Source organism: Cellulomonas endometrii (assembly GCF_949769265.1).
Taxonomy (GTDB): domain Bacteria; phylum Actinomycetota; class Actinomycetes; order Actinomycetales; family Cellulomonadaceae; genus Cellulomonas; species Cellulomonas endometrii.
The window spans coordinates 129,459-146,989 of record NZ_CATKPC010000005.1; the positions used below are offsets into that span (position 1 = coordinate 129,459).

Below are 17,531 nucleotides of genomic sequence, written 5' to 3' on the forward strand. Positions count from 1 at the left end.
CGAGCGGGCGCGGCGCCCCGGGTGGCCGGCGACGGCAGGGGCCCGCGCCCGCCAGGCCCTACGCTGACGCACCATGGCCGTCACCATGCAGGACGTCGCGCGCCGGGCCGCCGTGTCCGCGAAGACGGTGTCCCGCGTGGTCAACGACCACCCGCACATCAGCCCCGACAAGCGGGCGCGCGTGCTGGCGGCGATCGAGGAGCTCGGCTACCAGCTGAACCCCGCCGCCCGGACCCTGCGGACCGGGCGGTCGGGCGTGATCGGGCTCGGGCTCCCGGACCTGCGCGAGCCGTACTACGCCGAGCTCGCGCACGCGGTGCTCGACCACGCGGGGCGGCGCGGGCTCACGGTCCTGGTCGACCCGACGGGCGGTGACCGGGACCGGGAGCTCGCGCTGCTGCGCGGCCGGGGCGGCGGGCTCGACGGCGTGCTGCTGTACGCCCTGGGTGTGGGTGCCGACGAGGCGGCGGGCGCGGCGCTGCCCGCGGTGCTGCTGGGCGAGCGGGTGGCGCCCGGGGCCTCCGCGGCGGTGGACGTGGACCCGGCGGTGGCCGCCGCCGTGGCGCACCTGGTGGAGACCGGCCACCGGCGGATCGCCGTGCTGGGCGCGGACCCCCGCGCGGGGTCGCCGGGAGCCCGCCGCACGGAGGCCTTCCGCCGGGCGGCCGAGGCGGAGGGGCTGACCGTCGACGAGGCCTTGCTGGTCGACGTCGGCCCGCGCTGGGGCCGGCACGAGGGCGCCGCCGCCGCCGCCCGGCTGCTCGACGCCGGCCTGCCGTTCGACGCGGTGCTGGCGCACAACGACGCGCTGGCGCTGGGTGCGCTGCGTACCGCGCTGGACCGGGGGCTGCGGGTGCCGGAGGACGTCGCCCTGATCGGGTCGGGCGACACCGAGGACGCCCGGTACGCGGTGCCGTCCCTGACCTCGATCGCGCAGGGCACCAGCGAGGTCGCCGGCACGGCGGTCGCCCTGCTCGCCGACCGCATCGAGGGCCGCCCGCCCCGCGACGACGAGCGCCGCGCCGCCGCCGTGGACCTGCGGCTGCGGGAGTCGACGCTGGGGGTGGGGGTGGCGTGAGCGACGGGACGGACGGCACCCGCCCCGTGACGATGGCGGACGTGGCCCGGGCGGCGGGCGTCTCGGTCAAGACGGTCTCGAACGTCCTGGCCGACCACGTGCACGTGAGCGAGGGGACGCGCGGGCGGGTGCTCGCGGCGGTGGAGCAGCTGGGCTACCGCGTCAACCCGTTCGCCAGCCGGCTCCGCTCGGGCCGGACGGGCGTCATCGCGTTCGCGCTGCCGCACCTCTACCAGCCCTACTTCGGCGACGTCGCGGAACGGGTGATCGCGGAGGGGGAGCGCCGCGGTCTGACGGTGGTGATCGAGCCGACGAACGCCCTGGCCGACCGGGAGCGCGCCGTGCTGTCCGGGGCGCGCCGGCAGCAGGTCGACGGCGCGATCCTGTCCCCGGCGGCCCTCGGCGTGGCGGAGCTGCAGGCCGTGCGCGTGGAGGGGCCCCTGGTGCTGCTCGGCCCGCGCCTCGAGGCACCGCCGGCGGACCAGGTGGTCATGGACGACCGCGGGGCGTCCCGCACCGCGGTCGCGCACCTGCTGGCCTCCGGCAGGCGACGCATCGCCGCGGTCGGCACCACCCCGGACGGCGGGTCGGCCGACGAGCGCGAGGCGGGGTACCGCGACGCCCTAGCGGCCGCGGGAGTCCCGGTCGACCCCGCGCTGCTGCTCCAGGCGCCGGACTGGGACCGGCGGTCCTCCGGGGCCGCGGCGGCCGTCCGGCTGCTCGCGTCCGGTGTGCCGTTCGACGCGGTGTTCTGCTTCAACGACGCGATGGCGTTCGGGGTGCTGCGGGTGCTGGCCAGCCGTGGGCTGCGCGTCCCGGAGGACGTCGCCGTGGTCGGGTTCGACAACACGGAGCAGTCCCGGTTCTCGACCCCGCCGCTCACGTCCGTCGACCCCGGGCAGGAGCAGATCGCGCGCACCGCGGTCGAGCTGCTGGTGCAGCGCATCGAGGGCCGCACCGGCCCGCCGGAGGTGGTCGTCGCGGACCACCACCTCGTCGTGCGGGAGTCCAGCGGGGGAGCGCGCACGCCCGTCGTCTGAGCGGATCGTGCATCGATGTCATACCGCGCGTGGCCGGCGCGGGCCGCCGTGGCCCCGCGGCCGTGCCGCTCCTGACGGCGCGGATCCGCTCGCGTCCGCGTGATCACCCCGATCCACAGCGGTGCGCCGCCGGGGATGGGTCGCGCTGACCGTCGCGTGCGTGCCGCGTCCGGTGTCCGATCGGCCATAGCGGGGTTGACATCGATGTAAGCCACGTTGCAGAGTGGCGCCGCACCGCACGCACACCAGGCAAGGAAGCCCATGTCGCACCCCACCCGCGCCGCGCAGCAGCCCCGGTCGCCGCAGTCCCGGTCCGCGCAGCCCGGCCCCGTCGCCCCCGTCGCGACCGGACGCCTCGTCCAGCGCCCCCTGCCCGCCTCCGACGTCCGCCTGGACGCCTCGGGTCACCTGGGCCGCTGGCAGCGGCTCAACGCCGAGGCCACGCTCCCGCACTGCGTCGAGATGCTGGAGGACAGCAGGGCGCTCGCGAACCTGCGCCGCGTCGTCGGCGAGGCCGACGGGCCGTTCACCGGCTACCAGTTCGCCGACTCCGACGTCTACAAGGTGCTCGAGGCGATCGGCTGGGAGATCGGCCGCACCGGCACCCGGCGGTGGGACGCCTTCCTGGCCGAGACGCTCGACCTGCTGGAGCGGGCTCAGGACGACGACGGCTACCTGAACTCGTTCGTCCAGGTCGACCGCCCGGCGGAGCGGTTCGCCGACCTGCGCTGGGCCCACGAGCTCTACTGCGCCGGCCACCTGATCCAGGCCGCCGTCGCCCTGCACCGCGGTGCCGGCCGCGCGGACTACCTCGCGCTGGCCCGGCGGTGCGCGGACCTGGTCGTGCAGCGGTTCGGCCCGGACGGGAAGGCCGGCTACTGCGGCCACCCGGAGGTCGAGACGGCCCTCGTCGAGCTGTACCGCGAGACCGGCCACGAGCCGTACCTGGCGACCGCCCGCCGCATGGTCGACGAGCGCGGCCAGGACCTCGCGCTCCTGGGCCCCGACCGCCTCGGCGCGCACTACTTCCAGGACCACGCGCCGGTCCGGGAGTCGCTCGAGGCCACGGGCCACGCCGTGCGCCAGCTCTACCTGAACGCCGGGGTCACCGACGTCTACACGGAGCAGGGCGACGACCGCCTGCTGGCGGCGATGGACGCGCAGTGGGACTCGGCGCACCACCAGAAGATGTACGTGACCGGCGCGATGGGCTCGCGGCACTTCGACGAGTCGTTCGGCGACGCCTACGAGCTCCCGCCGGACCGCGCGTACGCCGAGACCTGCGCCGCGATCGCGGACGTGCACTGGAGCTACCGGATGCTGCTCGTCGAGGGCGGCGCCCGGTACGCGGACGCCGTCGAGCGGGCCCTGTACAACGCGGTCGCCGCGTCGGTCGCGTCCGACGGCTGCTCGTTCTTCTACTCCAACCCGCTGCACCTGCGCGAGGGCCACCGCGAGGAGGAGAACGCGCCGTCGCGGCGCACCCCCTGGTACTCGTGCGCCTGCTGCCCGCCCAACATCGCCCGGCTGGTCGCGTCCCTGCACGCGTACGTCGCGACGTCGACGGACGACACCCTGCGCGTGCACCTGTACAGCGCGGGGGACATCGCGATCCCCGATCACCTGGGCACCGGCACGGTCCGCGTCGACACCGCGTACCCGGCGGACGGCCGCGTGCTCGTCGAGGTCGAGGGCGAGCTCACCGGCCGCCTCGCGCTGCGGGTCCCCGGGTGGGCCGGGGCCGCCGGCGCCACCGTGGACGGCGACCCGGTCGGAGCCGGCGACGGCACGCTCCCGACCGAGGACGGCTACCTGGTGCTCCCCGCGGGCACGCAGAAGGTCGAGCTCGACCTCGACATGCCCGCCACCACGGTGACCGCCCACCCGCGCGTCGACGCGGTCCGCGGCTCCGTCGCGATCGTGCGGGGCCCGGTCGTGTACTGCGTCGAGCAGGCCGACCACCTGGGCGGCCCGTCCGTCGAGGACGTCCGGCTCCAGGCCGGCGGGACCCTGGCGGTCGTGCCCGGCGACGGCCCGCTCCCGCGCATCGAGGCGCAGGGCCTGGCCCAGGACGCCGGCGCCGCCTCGCTCGACCGCACCCCGCTGTACCGGACCCCGCTGCACGGGACCCCGGGCGACGCGGAGGCCGCAGCCGGGTCGCCGGTCCGGCTCACGGCGATCCCGTACGCCCAGTGGGGCAACCGCGAGCCCGGCGCCATGCGCGTCTGGCTCCCGGTCGCCTGACCCAGCAGCACGACACGAGAGGACGGCGCGACGATGCGCAGACTGACGGCGGCGGCGGTGGCCGCGGCGGTGCTGATCGGGACCGGGGCGTGCGCGACCGGTTCCGGCGGCGGGGACGACGACACCGTGACGCTCTGGGTGCGCGACTACCAGAAGAGCATCATGGGGACGCTCGCGGACGAGTTCAACGCCACGCACGACACGCAGGTCGAGGTCACGCTCGTCCCCGCGACCAGCTTCGTGCAGAAGCTCGGGACCGCGGTCGCGGCGTACCAGGGCCCGGACATCGCGTCCCTCGACCTCGTGTTCGCGCCGTACTTCGCCTCCGCGGGCGTGCTGGCGGACATCACCGACGAGGTCGACGCCCTGCCGTACGCCGACGACCTCAGCCCGGCGCACCTGGACCAGGTCACGTACGAGGGCCGGACGTACGGGGTGCCGTTCACCGGCGACGTGTCGGTGATGTTCTACAACAAGACGCTGTTCGCCCGGGCGGGGCTGGACCCGGAGCGGCCCCCCACCACCTGGGCCGAGGTGCAGCAGGCGGCCGAGGCGGTCGCCGCCCTGGGCGACGGCTCCGACGGGTTCGTGTTCTCCGGCGCGTGCGGCGGCTGCAACATCTTCTCGCTGACCCCGCTCGTGTGGGCGTCGGGAGGCGACGTCCTGGACGCGGACGGCACGCAGGCGCAGCTCGACTCCGAGGAGGTCGGCGGTGCGCTGCAGCTCTACCGGGACCTGTACGAGGCGGGGACCATGCCCGAGCTGGTGCGCACCGACGCCGGCCCGAACGCCGCGACGGCGTTCCAGAGCGGCACCGTCGGCATGCGGTTCGACGGCACCTCGTTCATGTCGACGCTGGTCGGCGACGGGGCGGTGGACTTCGGCGTCGCGCCGATCCCCGGCCGGGACGGCGGCTCGGCGTCGTTCGCCGGCGGGGACGTCCTGTCGGTGATGACCGGTGCCGACAACCCGGACGGCGCCTGGGAGTTCCTGCGGTGGGCGACTGACCGGGACGCGCAGCAGGTGCTCGCCGACAACGCGATCCTGCCGATCCGGATGGACCTGCTGGACGAGATCTACGTGCCGCGCGACCCCCGGTTCGGCGTGTTCGCGGACGCGCTCGCGGTCGGCCACGTGCCGTACTCGACCGTCGAGAACGAGCTGTTCAACGACAACAACGGCGTCTGGGCCGGACTGGTCCAGGACGCCGTGTTCGGCCCCGGCAGCGTCGAGGACGCCCAGGCCGCGGCCCAGCGGGACGCCCAGGCGATCCTCGACAAGGCGAACGACTGACCCGACCGCACGCGACCGCACGGTGCCGCCCGGCACCCTGGACGACGGAGTTCTGACGCGATGACCGCACCCGTGATGGCACCACCGGCTCCCGGTGGCGTCGCCCTGCGCAGGAGGCGCCGGCGCACGACGCTCGCCCGCCGGCGCACGTACCTCGGCCTGCTGATGGTGGCGCCCGCCGTCGTCATGCTCGGCCTGTTCTTCCTGTGGCCCCTGACCCAGACCGTCCGGATGTCGTTCTACGACTGGCCCATGCTCGGCGAGCACACGTGGGTCGGCCTGGAGAACTACACCGACGCGCTCGCGGACTCCGACTTCCTCGCCGCCGTCGGCTTCACGCTGCGCTACACCCTGATCGCGACGCCCCTGCTGTTCGTGGTGGCGCTGGTGCTGGCGCTGCTCGTGCGCGGCGGGTCCCGCGGGGCGCGGGCGTTCCGGACCATCTGGTTCATCCCGGTCGTCATCGGCATGGCCGCCGCGTCGTACCTCTGGATGTACCTGTTCCAGCCGGACCTCGGCCCGGCGAGCGCGCTCGGGGAGCGCGCCGGACTCCTGGACGCCTCGCAGAACTACTTCGCCACGTCGACCTCCGCCCTGGTGATCGTGCTGGCGATGGTGACGTGGAAGGTCGTCGGCCTGCAGATGCTGCTGCTGTCCTCCGGGCTGCAGTCCATCCCGCTGGAGGTCACCGAGGCCGCCCGCATCGACGGCGCCGGACGGTGGCAGGCGTTCCGGCACATCACGCTGCCCCTGCTGCGCCCGACGCTGGCCCTCGTGCTGGTGTTCTCCGTCGCCGGGTCGCTGCTGGCCTTCGACCAGTTCTTCATCATGACCGCCGGGGGGCCGTCGAACTCGACGATCACCGCGGTGTTCCAGACCTACCGGACCTCCTTCATCCAGTTCGAGCTCGGCGCCGGTGCCGCGATGTCGGTGCTGCTCATGGTCGTCCTGGCGGCCGTGAGCGCCCTGCAGATGCTCCTGCTGAGGAACACGGACAACGCATGAGCGCCCTGCCCCGCCCCCTGCCGGCCGCCCCGGCCCTCGCCCCCCCCGACCCGCCCCGGGCGCCCGCCCGCCGGCGCGGCCGCGTCCCGCGCAGCCTCGCCGAGGTCCGCGCGTCCATGCCCCGCCTCGCGTGGTGGGTCGTGTGCGTCTGCCTGGCGGTCCTGTTCCTGTACCCGCTGTACGTGATGGTCACGCAGAGCCTCAAGGCGCCCGCCGAGGCCGTCGCCGTGCCCCCGACGATGTTCCCGCACGAGTGGTCGCTGGAGAACTACCGGTCGCTCGCCGACAGCTCGTCGGGGATCAGCCTGCTGCGGTCGCTCGGCAACTCGGTGCTCGTCTCGGTGTCGGTCACGGTGCTCACGACCGTGGTGGCGACGCTCGCCGGCTACGGGTTCGCCAAGCTGCCGTTCCGGGGCTCGGGGATCATCTTCTTCCTCGCGCTGGTCGCGTTCATGGTGCCGTTCCAGGCGATCATCACGCCGCTGTTCCTCATCCTCCGGGACCTGGGGCTGCTGGGGTCGCTGCCGGGGCTGGTGCTCGTCATCGCGACGTTCAGCCTGCCGTTCGGGCTGTTCCTCATGCGCAACACGTTCGCGGCGCTGCCGGGCTCGCTGGAGGAGGCCGCGATGATCGACGGGTGCGGCACCCTGGGAGCCATGCGTCGCGTGCTGCTGCCGGTGGCCCTGCCGGGCGTGATCTCGACCGCGCTGCTCACGTTCTTCACCGCGTGGAACGAGTTCTTCGCGACGCTCATCCTGCTGGTGGACCAGGACAGGTACACCCTGCCGGTCAGCCTGCAGATGCTGGCGTCCGGGCAGAACAACCAGCTCGACTGGGGTGTGATGCAGGCTGGGGTGACGGTCACCGTCGTCCCGTGCGTCGTGATCTTCCTGCTGCTCCAGAAGTACTACGTCAGCGGCCTGCTGTCCGGCGCCGTCAAGTAGCCCCGCCCCACCCTTCGAGGAAGGACCCCCGTGCCCCACGCCCGTCTCACCGTCGACCCCGAGCTCGTCGTCTCCCCGGTGCACCGCCGCACCTTCGGCTCGTTCGTCGAGCACCTCGGCCGCTGCGTCTACACCGGCATCCACGACCCCGGCCACCCCACGGCCGACGCGGACGGGTTCCGCGAGGACGTCCTGGAGCTCGTCCGCGAGCTCGGTGTCACGACCGTCCGGTACCCCGGCGGCAACTTCGTGTCCGGCTACCGCTGGGAGGACGGCGTCGGCCCGGTCGACCAGCGCCCCGCCCGGCTGGACCTGGCCTGGCACTCCCTCGAGCCGAACACCGTCGGCGTCGACGAGTTCATGCGCTGGACCCGCAAGGCCGGCGTCGAGCCGATGATGGCCGTCAACCTCGGCACCCGCGGGGTGCTGGAGGCCGTCGACCTGCTCGACTACTGCAACGGCACCGCGCCGACCGCGTGGGCGAAGCAGCGCGCGGCGAACGGCTCGCCGGAGCCCTACGGCATCCGCATGTGGTGCCTGGGCAACGAGATGGACGGCCCGTGGCAGACGGGCCACAAGACCGCCCACGAGTACGGCCGGCTGGCCGCCGAGACCGCGCGCGCGATGCGCCAGGTCGACCCGACGCTGGAGCTCGTGGCGTGCGGCTCGTCCGCGCCGGACCTGCCGACGTTCGGCTCGTGGGAGCGGGAGGTCCTCACCGAGACCTACGACCAGGTCGACTACATCTCGATCCACCGGTACTACGAGGTGAAGGGCGACGACTTCGCGTCGTTCCTCGGCTCGTGCGTCGACATGGACGCGTTCATCGACGACGTGGTGTCGACCGCCGACGGCGTGCGCGCGGCGCTCAAGGCCACGAAGCGGCTGAACCTCTCGTTCGACGAGTGGAACGTCTGGTACCAGTCCCGGGCCGCGTCGGTCCCGCCGGCCGGCGACGACTGGCCGGTCGCCCCGCCGCTGCTGGAGGACCACTACACCGCCGCGGACGCCGTGGTGGTCGGGAACATGCTCATCACGCTGCTGCGGCACTCGGACCGGGTGACCTCGGCGTCGCAGGCGCAGCTGGTCAACGTCATCGCGCCGATCATGACCGAGCCCGGCGGCCGCGTCTGGAAGCAGACGATCTTCCACCCGTTCGCCCAGGCGTCGTCGCTGGCGCAGGGCGTCGTGCTGCGGGTCGCCCCGCAGTCGCCGACGTTCCCGACCGCCCAGCACGGCGACGTCCCGTCGGTGGACGCCGTCGCGACCTGGGACGAGGAGTCCGGCACCGGCGCGCTGCTCGTGGTCAACCGGAACCCGGAGCAGGCCGTCGAGCTGAACGTCGACCTGAGCCGGCTCGGCGACGTCCGCGTCGCGGCGGCCACCACGCTGCACGACGAGGACCCGTTCGCCCGCAACAGCGCCGACGACCCGGACCGCGTCGCCCCGCGCCCGCGCGACGACGTGGACCTCACCGGGGGCGTCCTGACGATGTCCCTCCCGGCGATCAGCTTCAGCACGGTGTCCCTCACCCGCGCCTGACGGACGCCCGCGTGCCGCCGCCCCGGTGTCCCACCGTGGGCGGCGGCGCCGCGCGCGCCCCCTCAGCGGGCGTCGGCGTCGGGACCCTGGATCGCGGCTCTGCCGGCCTCGAGCCGCGCGACCGGCACCCGGAACGGCGAGCAGGACACGTAGTCCAGCCCGACCGCGTCGAAGAACCGGATCGACTCCGGGTCACCGCCGTGCTCGCCGCACACCCCGACGACGAGGTCCGGACGTGACGCCCGGCCCTCCTCCACCGCGATGCGGACGAGCCGTCCGACACCCTTGGCATCGATGGTCTCGAACGGGGAGATGGTCAGCACCCCGTTCGAGAGGTACTCCGGGAAGAACGCCCCCTCCACGTCGTCGCGCGAGAACCCCCACGTGGTCTGCGTGAGGTCGTTGGTGCCGAAGGAGAAGAACTGCGCCACCTCGGCGATCCGGTCGGCGGTGAGCGCCGCGCGCGGCAGCTCGATCATCGCGCCGACGGGCAGGTCCAGCCGCACGCCCCGGGCCGCGCCGACCTCCGCCATGATCCCGAGCGCCTCGTCGCGGACCAGGTGCAGCTCCATCACGGAGCCGACCAGTGGCACCATGATCTCCGCGTGCGGGTCCCCGCCGGCCTCGATCCGGTCGGCGACCGCCTCGCAGACCGCGCGGATCTGCAGCGCGAACAGCCCCGGGACGACGAGGCCGAGCCGCACGCCCCGCAGGCCGAGCATCGGGTTCGCCTCGTGCATCCGCCGCACCGCCGCGAGCAGCCGCACGTCCCGCGGGTCGGCGCCGTCGCGCTCCTCCGCGAGGGCGACCTGCACCGACAGGTCGGTGAGGTCGGGCAGGAACTCGTGCAGCGGCGGGTCGATGAGCCGGATCGTGGTCGGCAGCCCGTCCATCTCGGCCAGCAGCGCGCCGAAGTCCGCCCGCTGCAGGGGCAGCAGCGCGTCGAGCGCCGCCTGCCGCTCGGTGTCGTCGTCGGCCAGCACCACCCGTTCGACGAGCACCCGGCGCTCGCCGAGGAACATGTGCTCCGTGCGGCACAGCCCGATGCCCTGCGCGCCCAGCGACCGCGCCCGGCGCGCGTCCTGCGCGGTGTCGGCGTTCGCGTGCACCCGCAGGCGCCGCGTCTCGTCGGCGTGCACCAGCAGCCGGTCCACGGACCGCACGAGGTCGGCGGTCTGCTCGTCGTCGCCCGCCTGCCCGAGCGCGGCGTCGAGCCCCTGCTCCAGGTAGGTGGAGACCGGCGACGGGACGACCGGCACCGCGCCGAGGAACACCTCGCCGGTGGACCCGTCGATGGCGATGACGTCGCCCTCGGCCACCTGGTGGCCCCCGACCTTCATCGACCGCGCCGTCGGGTCGATGTCGAGCTCGTCGGCGCCGACCACGCAGGTGCGGCCCATGCCGCGGGCCACGACCGCGGCGTGCGAGGTCTTCCCGCCGCGCGCGGTCAGCACCCCGACGGCGGCGATCATCCCGCCGAGGTCGTCCGGGTTCGTCTCGCGCCGGACCAGCACCACGTCCTGGCCGTCCGCCGCCCACGCCTGCGCCGTCGCCTGGTCGAACACCGCCCGGCCCACCGCCGCACCGGGGGAGGCCGCCATGCCGCGGGTCAGCAGGGTGCGCTCGGCCGCGCGGTCGAACTGCGGGAACATCAGCATCGACAGCTGTGACCCGCTGACCCGCGCCAGGGCCTCGTCCTGCGTGATGAGGTGCTCGTCGACCAGGTGGGTCGCGATCCGGAACGCGGCCGCGGGGGTCCGCTTGCCGACGCGGGTCTGCAGCATCCAGAGCTTGCCGCGCTCGACCGTGAACTCGACGTCGCACAGGTCCCGGTAGTGGGTCTCGAGCCGGCGCATGGCCCGGCGCAGGTCCGCGTACGCCGCGGGGTCCACCTGCTCCATCTCCGCGAGGCTGAGCGTGTTCCGGATGCCCGCGACCACGTCCTCGCCCTGCGCGTTCACCAGGTAGTCGCCGTAGTCGCCCGTGCGCCCGGTCGCGGGGTCGCGCGTGAAGGCGACGCCGGTCCCGGAGGTCGGGCCGAGGTTGCCGAACACCATCGACACCACGTTCACGGCGGTGCCCAGGTCGTCCGGGATGCGCTCGCGGCGCCGGTACAGCCGCGCCCGGTCGGTGTCCCAGGACCGCAGCACCGCGACGATCGCCAGGTCGAGCTGCTCGCGCGGGTGCTGCGGGAACTCCCTGCCGGACTCCGTGCGCACGATCCGCTTGAACGCGTCCACCAGCCGCCGCAGGTCGCCGGCGTCCAGGTCGACGTCGTGCTCGACGCCCTTCGCCGCCTTCGCCTCGTCGAGCGTGTCGGCGAACCGGTCCCCGTCGATGTCGAGCACCGTCTTGCCGAACATCTGGATCAGCCGCCGGTAGGAGTCCCACGCGAACCGCTCGTCGCCCGAGAACTCCGCCAGCCCGACCACCGACGCGTCGTTGAGGCCGACGTTCAGGACGGTCTCCATCATCCCGGGCATCGAGAACTTGGCGCCGCTGCGGACGGACACCAGCAGGGGGTCGTGGAAGTCCCCGAGCCGGCGGCCCACCGTGTCCTCGAGGTGCCGCAGCGCGGTCGTCACCTCCACGCGCAGCTCCGGCGGGAGGTGCCCGGTGCGCATGAACGCGCGGCAGGCCTCGGTCGTGATCGTGAACCCCGGCGGCACCGGCAGCCCCAGCCGCGTCATCTCGGCGAGGTTCGCGCCCTTCCCGCCGAGGAGGTCCTTCTGGTCCATGCCCCCCTCGGAGAAGTCCTGGACGTAGCTGGCCACATGCACCTCCGGGTACGACCGGGGAGCGCCGTTGCTCCCACCCCACGATTGTCCTCCCGGGGGTCGTCCGAGGGCCAGGGACGAACGGCCCCCGCCGTGCGGTCGGCCGTCGCGCGGGACCGGCCGGGCACGGGCCGGAACGGGCAGGCGGTGTGTCGGCAGGGGTCGGTAGGATGGGACCACCACCCCGCCTCTTCGAAGGAGCGCACGGCGTACGCCGAGCACATGGCCGAGACATCGCCCGATCGCCACGATCGTCAGCTCCCCGGCACCGCCGCGCGGGTCGAGCACCGGATCACGATCCCGTCCACCGTGTCGATGGTCGAGCTCCTGGGCCTCAACGACCAGGTGCTGCGCGCCATCGAGACCGGGTTCCGCACGGTGGACGTGCACGTGCGCGGGAACGAGATCACGCTGGCCGGCCCCGCCGGGGACGTCGCGCTCGTGGCCCGGCTGGTCGACGAGCTCGTCGAGATGGCCGCCGGCGGCACCCCGCTCACCCCGGACGTCGTCACGCGCTCCGTCGCGATGCTCACAGCCGGGACCACCACGCGTCCCGCCGACGTCCTGACGTTCAACATCCTGTCCAGCCGCGGGCGCACCATCCGGCCCAAGACGTCCGGGCAGAAGGAGTACGTCGACGCGATCGACCGCAACACGATCACGTTCGGCATCGGCCCCGCGGGCACGGGCAAGACCTACCTCGCGATGGCGAAGGCCGTGCAGGCGCTCCAGGCGCGGCAGGTGAACCGGATCGTGCTGACCCGCCCCGCGGTCGAGGCGGGGGAGCGGCTCGGCTTCCTGCCCGGCACGCTCAGCGAGAAGATCGACCCGTACCTGCGCCCGCTGTACGACGCGTTGCACGACATGGTCGACCCCGACTCGATCCCGCGGCTGATGGAGGCCGGGACCATCGAGGTGGCGCCGCTGGCCTACATGCGCGGCCGCACGCTGAACGACTCGTTCATCATCCTCGACGAGGCGCAGAACACCTCGGCCGAGCAGATGAAGATGTTCCTCACCCGGCTGGGCTTCGGCTCGAAGGTCGTGGTCACCGGCGACGTCACGCAGGTCGACCTGCCGTCCGGCACCACGTCCGGGCTCCGGGTGGTGGAGTCCATCCTGGCGGACGTCGACGACGTCGCGTTCTGCCGCCTCGCCTCCTCCGACGTCGTCCGCCACCGCCTGGTGAGCGACATCATCGACGCCTACGCACGCTGGGACCACAACAGGTGAACGCACCGCACGACCACGTCCGACCCGCCGAGCCCGCCACGGAGGTCGCCGCGTGAGCATCGAGGTCAACAACGAGTCCGGCCACGAGGTCGACGAGGCGGAGTTCGCGGCCCTCGCGCGCTTCGTCCTCGACCAGATGCACGTGCACCCGCAGACGGACCTGTCGATCCTGTTCGTCGACACGGACGTGATGACGGACCTGCACATCAAGTGGATGGACGAGCCCGGCCCGACCGACGTGCTCTCCTTCCCGATGGACGAGCTGCGCCCCGGCCGCGCCGACGAGCCCACGCCCGCCGGGCTGCTGGGCGACGTCGTGCTGTGCCCGGAGGTCGCCGTCGAGCAGGCCCGCACCGCCGGCCACTCGACCGCCGAGGAGCTGCTGCTCCTCACCACGCACGGGATCCTGCACCTGCTGGGCTACGACCACGCGGAGCCGGAGGAGGAGAAGGAGATGTTCGGCCTGCAGCGCCAGCTGCTGCTGACCTTCCTCGCCGGGCGATGAACGACGTCCCCCTCGGGCTGCTCGCGGCCCTGACGGTCCTGGCCGTGCTCGTCGCGGCGGTGCTGTCCGCGGGCGAGGCCGCCGTCATGCGCATCCCGCGCAACACGGTCGCCGACCTGCTCTCCGCCCGGCACCCCGCCGCCGAGCGGGTGCGGGCGCTGACCGACCAGCGCGCGGCCGTCGCCGGTGCCGCCGCGGTGGTGCGGCTGCTCTGCGAGATGCTCGCCGCCGTCTGCCTGACCCTCGCGGTCGCGGCCTCGTCCCTGAGCTGGTCCGTCGAGCTGGTCATCGCCGTGCTGGCCTGCGCCTTCCTCACCGTGGTGCTCGCCCGGCTCAGCCCCCGGTCGATCGGCCACCGGTACCCCCGCCAGGTGCTGACCGCGACGTCGCGGCTGCTCACGGGGGTGCGGGCCGTCGCCGGGCCGCTGGTCCGGATGGCGCCCTCCACCGGGACGGACCTGGACGAGGACGAGCTGCGCGAGATGGTGGAGCGCGCCGGCGACTCCCCGGCGATCGACCTCGACGAGCGCGCGATGGTGCGCTCCGTGCTCGGCCTCGGCGACACGCTGACCCGTGAGGTGATGGTCCCGCGCACCGACATGGTGACCACCGTCGAGAGCACGCCGCTGAGCAAGGTCCTCTCGCTCCTGCTGCGGTCGGGGTACTCGCGGGTGCCCGTCGTGGGGGAGCAGGTCGACGACCTGCGCGGCGTGCTCTACCTCAAGGACCTCGTGCGCCGGATGCAGGACGACCCGGCCGCCGGCGACGCCCCCGCGGGGTCGCTCGTGCGCCCGGCCGTGTTCGTCCCGGAGTCCAAGCCGGTCGACGAGCTGCTCCGCGAGCTGCAGGCCGGCGCCTCGCACATCGCCATGGTGGTCGACGAGTACGGCGGCATCGCGGGCCTGGTCACCATCGAGGACGCCCTCGAGGAGATCGTCGGCGAGCTGACCGACGAGCACGACCCGTCCGCCCCGCAGGTCGAGGACCTGGGCGGCGGGACGTACCTGGTGCCCGCGCGGCTCGGCCGCGACGAGCTCGGCGAGCTCTTCGGGGTCGAGGTGGACGACGACGACGTCGACACCGCGGGCGGGCTGCTCGCCAAGGCGCTCGGCAAGGTCCCGATCCCCGGGTCCGCCGGCGAGATCCACGGGCTGCGGCTGGTCGCCCAGGGCACGGAGGGCCGCCGCAAGCGGGTCGCCCGCGTGCTCGTGAGCCGCGCGCCCGAGCGCGAGCCCGACACCGACACCCGCGAGACGCGCGCGGTGCGGGACACTCGTGACACCCGCGACAGTCGTGACCCCCGCGACACCCGCGACACCGAGCCGGTCGCCGACCGGTCGCCCGCGTCGTCGAACCGCCCCGCAGACCAGTGACAGGAACCCCCGTGACCCACCGCTCCGGCTTCGCCTGCCTCGTCGGGCGCCCCAACGCCGGCAAGTCGACCCTGACCAACGCGCTCGTCGGCCAGAAGGTGGCGATCACCTCCGGGCGGCCGCAGACCACCCGGCACACCGTCCGCGGCATCGTGCACCGCCCGGACGCGCAGCTGGTCCTCGTCGACACCCCGGGCCTGCACCGCCCGCGCACCCTGCTCGGCGAGCGGCTGAACGCCCTGGTCCGGGACACCCTCACCGAGGTGGACGTGGTCGGCTTCTGCCTGCCGTCGGACCAGCGCGTCGGGCCGGGCGACCGGTTCATCGCCGAGCAGCTCGCCCAGCTGGGCCGCCGCACGCCGGTCGTCGCGCTGGCCACCAAGGCGGACCTGGTCGGCAAGCAGCGGCTCGCGGAGCACCTGCTCGCCGTGCAGGAGCTCGGCGAGTGGGCCGAGATCGTCCCCGTGTCGGCGGAGACCGGCTACCAGGTGACGACGGTCGAGGAGGTGCTCATCTCCCACCTGCCGCCCGGTCCCGCGCTGTACCCGGAGGGCGAGCTCACCGACGAGCCCGAGGCCGTCATGGTCGCCGAGCTCGTGCGGGAGGCCGCGCTCGAGGGCGTCCGGGACGAGCTGCCGCACTCGCTCGCCGTCGTCGTCGACGAGATCGTGCCCCGCGAGGCCGCCGAGGGTCAGGCGCCGCTCCTGGACGTGCGGGTCAACCTGTACGTCGAGCGCGACAGCCAGAAGGCCATCATCATCGGCAAGGGCGGCTCGCGGCTGCGCGAGGTCGGCACCCGCGCCCGGCGCGGCATCGAGGCGCTCCTCGGCTCCCGCGTGTACCTCGACCTGCACGTCAAGGTCGCCAAGGACTGGCAGCGGGACCCCAAGCAGCTCGGGCGGCTGGGCTTCTGAGCGTCGGGGCCACGCAGCAGGACCAGCGGGTCCCCGGGCCGGAGCGAGGCGTCGGGGATAATCAGGGCGTGCGTTACCCGACCACCGCGGGGACCGTCGTGGGGGCGATCGTCCTCGCGGTCCTCGGCGCACTCATGGGCCCGCAGTGGGCGCCCGTGCCGATGACCGACCCGCTGACGGTCCAGTCGTCGTCCACGGCGATCGCCGGCGCCCCCACGACAGGTCCGTACCCGGTCCAGTCCTCCGTGGTCACGGTGCAGCTCGACGGCGCCGACGTCGAGGCGCAGGTGCTCATGCCCGTCGGCGTGGAGGGTGACGTGCCCGGCGTGGTGTTCGTGCACGGCGCCGGGACGGGGAAGTTCACGGACGCGTTCGTCGACCAGGCGCACGCCCTCGCCGAGGCCGGCGTCGCGACGATCGTCCCCGACAAGCGGCTCGACACCTACACCGTCCGGCACCGCGACTACGTGACGATGGCCGAGGACTACCTGCGCTCGTTCGACGTGCTCCGCTCGATCGACGGCGTCGACCCGGACCGGGTCGGCGTGTACGCGGAGAGCGAGGGCGCGTGGATCGCGCCGGTGATGGCGGTCGACGAGCCGGACGTGGCGTTCGTGGTGCTGGTCTCCGCGCCGGTGGTGCCCGCGCGGCAGCAGGCGGCCTTCGCCGTCGACAACTACCTGCGCAACACGGGCGTCCCGCAGCAGGTGTTCCGGGCGATCCCGCGCGCCGTCGGCATGTCCCTGCCCGGCGGCGGGTTCGAGTACGCGGACTTCGACGTGGCGCCCTACCAGCGCCGGACCACCCAGCCGGTGCTCGTGGCCTACGGGACGGCCGACGCCTCCATGCCGCAGGTCCAGGGCGCCGAGCAGATCATCCGGGACCTGGCCATCGCCGGGAACACCGACTACACCGTGCGGTACTACCGCGGCGGCGACCACGGCATCCGGGTGGACGGCGAGGTCGCCCCGGCGTTCCTGCGCGACCTGACGGGGTGGGTGCAGGGGCTCCCGCAGACCGGGTCGGCCTGGCCGCGCATCGCGGGGGACCAGCCCGAGCAGCTGTACTGGGCCGCGCCCGTGGCGCAGCCGCGCTGGCTCGGCGACGGGGACGTGCTCGTCTTCCTGGTGGTCGGCGCGGTCGGCCTGGTGGTCGTCCTCCCCGCGGGGCGGTGGACCGCGGTGGGGGTGCGGCGCCTCCGAGGGCTGCCGCCCACCCCCGCGGACCGGGGCCTCACCCAGCGGCTCGCGCTGCTGTCGCTCACGTCCGTCGCCACGGTCGGCGCGCTCGTCTGGTACCTGGTGGCCGTCGCGCGGCTCGCCCTGGGGTACGAGCGCAACGGCTGGATCGTGCAGGGCGGGTGGCTGGGGGTCCGGCTCCTGGGGCTCGCGGCGGTGATCGCCGCCTCCGCCGTGGCGGTCCGGTTGCGGGCGTTGCGCCGGACGGGTGAACCGCTCGCGCGGGGTGTCGTGGGTCACGTCGAGCTGTGGGGGACGTGCGTCGCCTGCGCGGCGCTCCTGGTCGTGCTCGCGTACTGGGGCGTGTACCAGCTCGGGATCTGACCGACCGCCGGGTGAGTGGTG

At 73.9% G+C, this 17,531-nt stretch carries 13 protein-coding genes; 12 read left to right on the forward strand and 1 reads right to left on the reverse strand.

What is annotated here, in order from left to right; genetic code table 11:
- Nucleotides 1-73: 73 nt before the first annotated feature.
- The 7 genes from QNH85_RS07765 to arfA all read left to right on the forward strand — a co-directional run bounded on the left by QNH85_RS07765 (nucleotide 74) and on the right by arfA (nucleotide 9,146).
- Nucleotides 74-1,078 carry a LacI family DNA-binding transcriptional regulator gene (locus tag QNH85_RS07765; RefSeq protein ID WP_282945617.1) on the forward strand — a complete coding sequence of 335 codons (1,005 nt, stop codon included), beginning with the start codon at nucleotides 74-76 and terminating at the stop codon, nucleotides 1,076-1,078.
- Nucleotides 1,075-2,118, forward strand: coding sequence for a LacI family DNA-binding transcriptional regulator (locus tag QNH85_RS07770; protein WP_282945618.1), 1,044 nt, complete (start codon nucleotides 1,075-1,077; stop codon nucleotides 2,116-2,118). Before QNH85_RS07765 ends, QNH85_RS07770 begins: the two co-directional genes overlap by 4 nt.
- Nucleotides 2,119-2,379: 261 nt before the next feature.
- Nucleotides 2,380-4,362 (forward strand): glycoside hydrolase family 127 protein, encoded by a 1,983-nt coding sequence (locus QNH85_RS07775; RefSeq protein ID WP_282945619.1) that lies wholly within the window; start codon nucleotides 2,380-2,382, stop codon nucleotides 4,360-4,362.
- 33 nt (nucleotides 4,363-4,395) lie between these two features.
- Nucleotides 4,396-5,655, forward strand: coding sequence for an ABC transporter substrate-binding protein (locus QNH85_RS07780; RefSeq protein ID WP_282945620.1), 1,260 nt, complete (start codon nucleotides 4,396-4,398; stop codon nucleotides 5,653-5,655).
- Nucleotides 5,656-5,715: 60 nt separating this feature from the next.
- Nucleotides 5,716-6,660: a carbohydrate ABC transporter permease gene (locus tag QNH85_RS07785; RefSeq protein ID WP_282945621.1), complete on the forward strand. Its 945-nt coding sequence runs from the start codon at nucleotides 5,716-5,718 to the stop codon at nucleotides 6,658-6,660.
- A complete protein-coding gene (locus QNH85_RS07790) occupies nucleotides 6,657-7,604 on the forward strand; it encodes a carbohydrate ABC transporter permease (RefSeq protein WP_282945622.1) in 948 nt (315 codons plus the stop codon). Before QNH85_RS07785 ends, QNH85_RS07790 begins: the two co-directional genes overlap by 4 nt.
- Nucleotides 7,605-7,634: 30 nt before the next feature.
- Nucleotides 7,635-9,146, forward strand: coding sequence for an arabinosylfuranosidase ArfA (gene arfA / locus QNH85_RS07795; protein WP_282945623.1), 1,512 nt, complete (start codon nucleotides 7,635-7,637; stop codon nucleotides 9,144-9,146).
- A 62-nt stretch (nucleotides 9,147-9,208) separates the two neighbouring features.
- On the opposite strand, the gene ppdK is transcribed toward arfA, so the two are convergent.
- Nucleotides 9,209-11,920, reverse strand: coding sequence for a pyruvate, phosphate dikinase (gene ppdK / locus QNH85_RS07800; RefSeq protein WP_282945624.1), 2,712 nt, complete (start codon nucleotides 11,918-11,920; stop codon nucleotides 9,209-9,211).
- Nucleotides 11,921-12,145: 225 nt separating this feature from the next.
- Between ppdK and QNH85_RS07805 the strand changes: the two genes are divergently transcribed.
- The 5 genes from QNH85_RS07805 to QNH85_RS07825 all read left to right on the forward strand — a co-directional run bounded on the left by QNH85_RS07805 (nucleotide 12,146) and on the right by QNH85_RS07825 (nucleotide 17,510).
- Complete coding sequence (locus QNH85_RS07805; protein WP_282945625.1) at nucleotides 12,146-13,156, forward strand: PhoH family protein; 1,011 nt, start codon at nucleotides 12,146-12,148, stop codon at nucleotides 13,154-13,156.
- A 52-nt stretch (nucleotides 13,157-13,208) separates the two neighbouring features.
- Nucleotides 13,209-13,661 (forward strand): rRNA maturation RNase YbeY, encoded by a 453-nt coding sequence (gene ybeY, locus QNH85_RS07810; RefSeq protein WP_213283625.1) that lies wholly within the window; start codon nucleotides 13,209-13,211, stop codon nucleotides 13,659-13,661.
- A complete protein-coding gene (locus tag QNH85_RS07815) occupies nucleotides 13,658-15,034 on the forward strand; it encodes a hemolysin family protein (protein ID WP_282945626.1) in 1,377 nt (458 codons plus the stop codon). The genes ybeY and QNH85_RS07815 overlap by 4 nt, the downstream gene beginning before the upstream one ends.
- Nucleotides 15,035-15,045: 11 nt before the next feature.
- Nucleotides 15,046-15,948, forward strand: coding sequence for a GTPase Era (gene era / locus QNH85_RS07820; protein ID WP_282945627.1), 903 nt, complete (start codon nucleotides 15,046-15,048; stop codon nucleotides 15,946-15,948).
- 68 nt (nucleotides 15,949-16,016) lie between these two features.
- Entirely contained in the window at nucleotides 16,017-17,510 is a 1,494-nt protein-coding gene (locus QNH85_RS07825) for an alpha/beta hydrolase family protein (RefSeq protein ID WP_282945628.1), read from the forward strand.
- Nucleotides 17,511-17,531: the final 21 nt, after the last annotated feature.

Coding starts and splice junctions, on each gene's coding strand:
- QNH85_RS07765 (WP_282945617.1), top strand. CDS start 74: ATGGCCGTCACCATGCAGGACGTCGCGCGCCGGGCCGCCGTGTCCGCG.
- QNH85_RS07775 (WP_282945619.1), top strand. CDS start 2,380: ATGTCGCACCCCACCCGCGCCGCGCAGCAGCCCCGGTCGCCGCAGTCC.
- QNH85_RS07780 (WP_282945620.1), top strand. CDS start 4,396: ATGCGCAGACTGACGGCGGCGGCGGTGGCCGCGGCGGTGCTGATCGGG.
- QNH85_RS07785 (WP_282945621.1), top strand. CDS start 5,716: ATGACCGCACCCGTGATGGCACCACCGGCTCCCGGTGGCGTCGCCCTG.
- QNH85_RS07790 (WP_282945622.1), top strand. CDS start 6,657: ATGAGCGCCCTGCCCCGCCCCCTGCCGGCCGCCCCGGCCCTCGCCCCC.
- QNH85_RS07805 (WP_282945625.1), top strand. CDS start 12,146: ATGGCCGAGACATCGCCCGATCGCCACGATCGTCAGCTCCCCGGCACC.
- QNH85_RS07815 (WP_282945626.1), top strand. CDS start 13,658: ATGAACGACGTCCCCCTCGGGCTGCTCGCGGCCCTGACGGTCCTGGCC.